We start from the raw sequence: 6,383 nt of genomic DNA, 5'->3' as shown, positions 1-6,383 counted from the left end.
ACTATCTGTCACTAAAAAGGGTCATATGGGACACGGTGCAGGCCGAAGTTTTGAAGAGTATGGAGATCGATGAATCCGTCCGGTAATAACGACCCGAACGCTGTTTTTGACTGCGCCGGGTATCCTGGCCCCCAACCCTTGGCCCCTCCGTCCCCCTTGGCCCCTCCGGTATCGGATAGCTCAAAGTCAGTTCAGATCAACTCTCCTGTATATTTCCCCCATACTGGCCTCCTCTTGGAACACCTCTCGGACATTCCAAGGCCACGAAGGTGGGCTCGGGGTAATGGGCTGGACGCTGCGGAGCCTCGAGGAATTTTCCATGATACGCTTCCTGCCGATCGATGAAGCCGTTGGTGCCGTGAATCCGATCCGATACCTGGATGTGGAAGTCGGGGGAGGCGGTGAATGCACGTCTGTCAAAGAGTTCGTGATCCCCCGCGCTATTCCGAGTCGTCCTTCTTTCTTCAAAGAAGATCTGTCAGGGTATTTGCCTTTTTATGGATTGTCCCGCAGGGTTTATGCACCCCGCTATCCAATCTTTGGGATTCCCCATCCGGAAACCTGTTCGGCAAGTTGCGCGATCCTTCCTGCGGGGTGACATGGACAAAGTAGATTTCATCAGCCAGGGCGGCAACCAATCTGTTTCGCTCGTCGGACAGTGCAGCAGTGAGCCGATGCTGCGACGGGTCAAAGGCCGAGAGGATCAAAATCCGGCCAGTGTCAATGCCCCTTCGCCATTCCTTTGGAACCCTCATCCCTTGAAGGCCTCGGGCAGGACAGATGATGATCGGCTGAACCCCACGCAACAAGATGTTCAGACATTCCTTCTCAATGGGCGAATGAAATCCGCTGATAATACATCTACCCTCATCCCGCCATTTTTGCGCCTGATCCATGGCCTTTAGAATGGCATGGCCCGGGCAGGTCTTGGAACAGAAAAGGGCGGTTTTGGGGACACTGAGCAGATCCAGTCTCCCGATGGCCCAGAGTCGGACCGGGGTGTCCCGGCCCAGGCGTTCTGTCAGTTGAACGGGGAAGGAAGGGCTGTTGTTATCGATGACTTGTAACGGGAGGTACATGGCCATGAAGGCTGTCCTTCATCGAACGTCCTTTTCGGGGAACTTCTCCACCATCTTTTCATTTTCGTTAATGATGATTATGCCATGGCCAAAGCGCCGGGCCTGTTCGCGCGCCTTTAAAGCGGCGCTGAAAACAAGGTTCATCCGGCAACGGCGTATTCCACAGCCCTTGGGTTTTCCATCCGCTTGGACGCGTCCAGTATCTCCATCCCCACGATATTGCCGACCTTGTCGAAATCGAGGATGATGCCTGGTCTCTCTTCGTCGCTTTCCTCAATCTTCGAATCGCTGAAAAGGATGCGCAGGACGTCTACCTCAGCGTCATAGGTTATTTTCATAACTGCCTCCAATACTTATCTGTTCTACTGGTTCTGTACACTGTGATCACCTTACCCGGCACGACGCTGTCGTCCACAATCACCCTTACAAGATAGTTCTTCCCTGTCCCAAAATCCATGATCGACTGGTAAGCCTTCGTGTCCCCGTATCCTTCAACGATCTGATCTGGTTTCTGCAAAATCGCCTCCACAGTATCGTCGGGTATCGCCCTGCGGTCCATTTCCTTCCTTGCATGTTTTGTGATTTCAAACTTCATAGGTCCTCTCATACGCCATTCGGGCAGGCCTTTCCACCAATCCAACCTTGTACACGGTCTTCCTGCTCGAGAACACGCCCAGATGCTTTCGGGGAACGATCTTGAACTTGAGGGCATTCTTTTAAGCGCATAACGGCCATATCCCATCTTGAAGCAATTGGCCGCCTCCCTGCCCATAAGGTAATTCATGTCATAGTTGATGATGAAATCCAGTTCCTCGTCGGTAAATCCGTACTGCTTTTAAGGCGTTACTGTTTCATCGCATAAGAACTCAAGTCGTTCTTGATATAGTATTTTGCGCCAAGTCTTGTTAAAAGCCTTTCCGCATCAAAAACAAATTTACCCCAGTCCACAGTCCGCTCATATTCTTTCATGTGGTTCAGTTTCCCCACCTTCCAGAAGTTCACATAGGGATGCGCCATGCGGATTACCGCTAGCGCCTGATCGGGATTGATAACCGGCTCAAGACTAACCCAAGTAAAAACCACTACTTCATGAGCGCTTTTCAAAACACTCAGCCGGTCGTCTACAGTCGAAGAACTCGGCTCCCAATCCTTGCGTGTAGCATCATCCGAAAAACAAAGAGTAATGCCTAATTGTGTACGGGCAGTCTTCATTAGCGCCATGTCCTCCAAGATCAGATCGGCGCATCCTTTGGTCAGAATCTGATTGTTCAAACGGTGTTTAGCGATAATTTCAAGGGACTGTCGCGTCAATCGCTCGGTTCGCTCAAGCGGCTGGTAAGGATCGCACAAAAAACAAAAAAGAATGGCGCGCTGATCACCCTGCAACCGCTGAGCATCCTTTTCGAGGCGTCTCAAAACATCCTTTCGTGGTTCAGCCTTTGCATGCCACTTTTCACCGGTTGTCCGCATGGTAGCAGGTGCATAGCAATAGCGACAGCCATGCGTACACCCGAGATAGAGATTGCATGCTAAGTCCGAATATTCTCGTGCTCTCCCTTTGGGTTCATATACAACATTCATGAAAGCTCCTCCCCAAAATGAGAAATCTTCTCTATTTCCGGTCTCTTCCATGCATCATAGGAAATATGCAAAGACTGTTTCGGCAATTTTTTGTCCTTACTCAGTAACACCAAAGCATTCCTTGCATGGCTTGCAAGCATACCATTTTGCAGGGCAAAAAGATAAACATCTTTATTTGTGGTTAGTTGATGTCCAAGCGATGATCATCAGAGTGATATATCCACCCGACTTAAATCTGACAGCTGGCTTGTTATAAATTTCGAACGGCAAGTAAGGCAGAATCGCGCGCTTTGTCCAGGCACTCTCTCACCGTTCGAGGCAGTCCCCTCATTCCTCTCCCCCGCCATCCGTCCCACGGCCCATCCGGTACTTGATGTCATAGTTTATGATGAAATCCAGTTCTTCGTCGGTAAAGCCATAATGCTTGGCAAGGACCTGGTCGATTCGATCTATGATGGGTTTGGACAGTTCCTAGTCAAACTCTTGAAACTCGCTATCACCTCTATGATTTAAAAACGAGTTACGCTGAAAGTCCTCCATAAGCGCGCTGAACAAACGCACTAACGCTTGACTGTTTGGGGATGAAAAGCAACCGGCAGGAAAAAGACGAACATCATCCAAAGTGAGGTTGCGGCAGTTTCCCGACGCGAAAAGCCAGAAGAAATATGTGGAACTACTAATTGTAGCCCCTAGAACACCGGCTGCCGTGCCGTCAACACATGTCAACTCACGAATGTGATGAATTGATCGGTCACCGGCTGGGGATCGAAAATATGGTAAGAAATCCAATATACGCACCCAGTAACCAGGTGTTCTGTGAAAGAATAGTCTATGCCCAACGCCGTATTTGAATGTTTTTCCAAATGGCTCCTGACTGTGTTTATTCACCTTCTCCAAAATTGTTGTCCCTAATTCACTTCCGCCTTTAAGGATTATATTGCTGCTGTGCGGCTTGGGAGCGTGACCATATTGCAGAAGCGCAAATAGATTAGAGCGTTCTTGTACATACCACTGGTGATACTTTGAGCTTATCATAGGAATTTTCTTCCTGTTCCCTTTTTGTGCCAGGTAAATTGTAAGTCGTTGCTCGACACCGTTGAATAGCTTGGCCGGTCTTATCGCGTAATGAGCTGTGTGTACGGAATCAAATGTCTCCGACAGGAAACCACGCCAAGTCTCCGTCTCTGATAAGCTTGCCGAGCCAATTGGCACAATAAGTCCAAGTCGGCTTCCGTTCAAACCCAAGATTCCGCAACGCTCACCGATTAATGCATATAGGTTGCGACAGCCTGTCGTGATGTATCCACTAATACCATAACGTCCTTGAGTTTTTGATATCTGAACATAGGGAGGATTCCCAATAATGACGTCGAATCCCCCATTCTTCATGATGCCGTAAAACTCCACGAACCAGTGGAAGGGTTGGTGGGACTTCAGCCAATTGGCATATTCGGCTTTCTTGGCATTTATTCCGTATTCACCAGCCAGGTGGCGGTTGAGTTCATCATTCAGGAGTTTGAGGCGGTCGCGCAGGGTCTGTTTTGCGTCGGCGAAATCCTTTGGGTTCATATCCGGGTCGGTCTGCATTCGGCGGAAGTGCTTGAAGGCGCGGTCCGCCAATTCAACTTTCTCTTCAAACCGTTCATACTCGCTGAGCACATCGCCGAATTGCAGTCTTGCCTGCGCCTGCTTACCGACGGGTTTCTCCTTGAAAACCGTCCGCACGTCATCTGCAGTGGCATAACCCACCAGGGTGTTTCCAGCCCGGATGTTGAAATCGATGTCCGGCAGGGGTTCGATGCCGAGGTTGTCTGCGCCAGGATCGGGTTCGATCTGGGCCACCAGCTTGAGGAAGAGGCGCAGCTTGCAGATCTCCACGGCCTCTTCCATGATGTCCACGCCGAAGAGGTTATAGAGGATGATGTTTTTGAAGATGTAGTAGCGCCGGTTGGGATGGGCCTCCACCTGTTTTAGGACCTTGCGAAAGTCGGAGAACTTCTCCGGTCTGTGTTTCTGGCTGGAGCGGTCCAGGTCTTCCACAAAGGCGGCCATCCGGTCCAGACAGGCCTCGTACAGGGGTTCCAGGATATTGAGGGCTGCAAAGAGAAAGGCCCCGGAACCGCAGGTGGGGTCAAGGATGGTGATGCCGTTTTGATACTTTTCATTTGATTTGTCAGGAACATGGCCGTTGATGGTTTGCCAGAAGGCCCGCAGCAGGTCCGGCCCTTCGCAACTTTCGATCACGTCCTGGGCGAACTGGCGAATATCTAAATTGAAGGTGATCAGATCGTTAATGTCTTTCACTTCGCCCTGTTGCAGCTTTTTTCGGATCTCAAGACACCGGTTTCTACGGTACACATATTCCCGCCAGGTCTCGGTCACCAGCCGGACCGGGTCATGGGCAGGGGCCTGCTGAAGGTTGTATCGCTTGTCAAACATGCGGGCCTTGGGGTCGTGCATGCCGGTCTGGACAAAATCGGGGAGGTCGGATTCCGGCAGGATGCTTCCGTCTTCTCTGATAACGCCGTGTTCGACCGCCTTGTACAGGTAGCGATCCGGATTGGTGGCAAGAAGCCCCCAGACCGTAAGGCCGCCGGGATTCTCAAAGGCGACCCTGCACCTGGAGCGGGCCGCGTCAAACAGGAAGGGGATCACGGTGTTCTTGCTGATGTATTCGGTGATGTCCTCCTTGGTGTAATAGGCTCCCATCTGTTTCTGATTGATGTATTTTTCAAAGATGTAGCCGAGCACGTCGGGGTTGATCTCATTGTCGGCCCTGAGAGGCCGTTCGTCCAGGTGCCACTGGTACTGATCAAAGTAGTCGAAGATTTTTTCAAAGGCCTCATCCGGTATCTGGATGTCGGGGTAGCGCTGCTCCACCGGGTGCCTTTCAAAAAAGCCGCCGTCAAAATAGGGGATCTTACCGAGGAGCTTTTCAAGCTCAGGCGTGCGCGTCTTTCCGCCGAGCCCTTCGTGGAACAAACGTAAGAGGAAGTAGCGATAAAAAGAGTAGAATCGGTCCTGGCCGTATTCTTTCTGCATCTGCCTAAGGCGACTGCGAAGGTAGTCTGTCTCGCCGTCCAGAAACCCTTTGCGCTGGATAAAATAGACGAACATGAGGCGGTTGAGCATGACCGAGGCATACCATTCAAGATCTGTTTTCTCGGTAATGCCGGCAACAAACTTGAGAAAGGCCCCATGCTCTTTTTTGAACCGGTCATAAAAGCGCTTGGTGACCCGCTCCACGTCAAATCCGGCCTTGGCCCGCCGGGTAACATCGCTCAGGGTGAGGGTTTCTTCCTCTTCCAGGGAAAAGGCAATGGCCTGAAGTTTCTGGATAAGGGCGTCGCCGGGCTGGGTCTTGTGCAAGGTGTGCTCCCGGCAGGCGGTCGGCTTGCCCGGCTCCCGTCTGACCCACTGCCAGACCTGGGTGGTCTGATCCGGATCCACAAAGATGATAAGATGCTCGTGGGCGGTTTTGGCGGCCTGACTTTCAATTTTGCGTCGGGTGGCATAATCGGGCAGGGTTTCGCCGGGCAGCGTGGGGCAGAGGTAGGAGACCATGCCGCGTTTTTGGGCCAGGGCCTCCAAACGGATCATCCGGCCGTCGATGGCCATGTCGAGGTGGGCGTCGTGCCGGTCCCAGCCTAATTCATCAACGAACATGGTACGGAAATCAAATGCCTTGAGCAATTGCCGGATGCGTTCAAAGTCAAGATGCAT

General features: G+C 51.5%; 4 protein-coding genes and 1 pseudogene. All 5 read right to left on the bottom strand.

Features of this window, described 5'->3' with window-relative positions; all coding sequences use genetic code 11:
• Window positions 1–464: 464 nt before the first annotated feature.
• On the bottom strand, window positions 465–1,085 hold the full coding sequence (locus K9N21_12045; GenBank protein ID MCF8144638.1) for a DNA-processing protein DprA: 621 nt from the start codon (window positions 1,083–1,085) through the stop codon (window positions 465–467).
• Between the two features lie 134 nt (window positions 1,086–1,219).
• On the bottom strand, window positions 1,220–1,417 hold the full coding sequence (locus K9N21_12040) for a DUF2283 domain-containing protein (protein ID MCF8144637.1): 198 nt from the start codon (window positions 1,415–1,417) through the stop codon (window positions 1,220–1,222).
• On the bottom strand, window positions 1,414–1,674 hold the full coding sequence (locus K9N21_12035) for a DUF4258 domain-containing protein (GenBank protein MCF8144636.1): 261 nt from the start codon (window positions 1,672–1,674) through the stop codon (window positions 1,414–1,416). Before K9N21_12035 ends, K9N21_12040 begins: the two co-directional genes overlap by 4 nt.
• Window positions 1,675–1,922: 248 nt before the next feature.
• Window positions 1,923–2,660 (bottom strand): hypothetical protein, encoded by a 738-nt coding sequence (locus K9N21_12030; protein ID MCF8144635.1) that lies wholly within the window; start codon window positions 2,658–2,660, stop codon window positions 1,923–1,925.
• Window positions 2,661–2,987: 327 nt separating this feature from the next.
• Window positions 2,988–6,383, bottom strand: a pseudogene (locus K9N21_12025) (SAM-dependent methyltransferase).

Source organism: Deltaproteobacteria bacterium, from assembly GCA_021737785.1.
GTDB lineage: Bacteria > Desulfobacterota > DSM-4660 > Desulfatiglandales > Desulfatiglandaceae > AUK324.
This window is presented reverse-complemented; position numbering and strand designations above follow the sequence as displayed.

Excerpts from the sequence above, each read along its gene's own strand:
- K9N21_12040 (MCF8144637.1), bottom strand. The coding sequence starts at position 1,417 with ATGAAAATAACCTATGACGCTGAGGTAGACGTCCTGCGCATCCTTTTC.
- K9N21_12035 (MCF8144636.1), bottom strand. The coding sequence starts at position 1,674 with ATGAAGTTTGAAATCACAAAACATGCAAGGAAGGAAATGGACCGCAGG.
- K9N21_12045 (MCF8144638.1), bottom strand. The coding sequence starts at position 1,085 with ATGGCCATGTACCTCCCGTTACAAGTCATCGATAACAACAGCCCTTCC.
- K9N21_12030 (MCF8144635.1), bottom strand. The coding sequence starts at position 2,660 with ATGAATGTTGTATATGAACCCAAAGGGAGAGCACGAGAATATTCGGAC.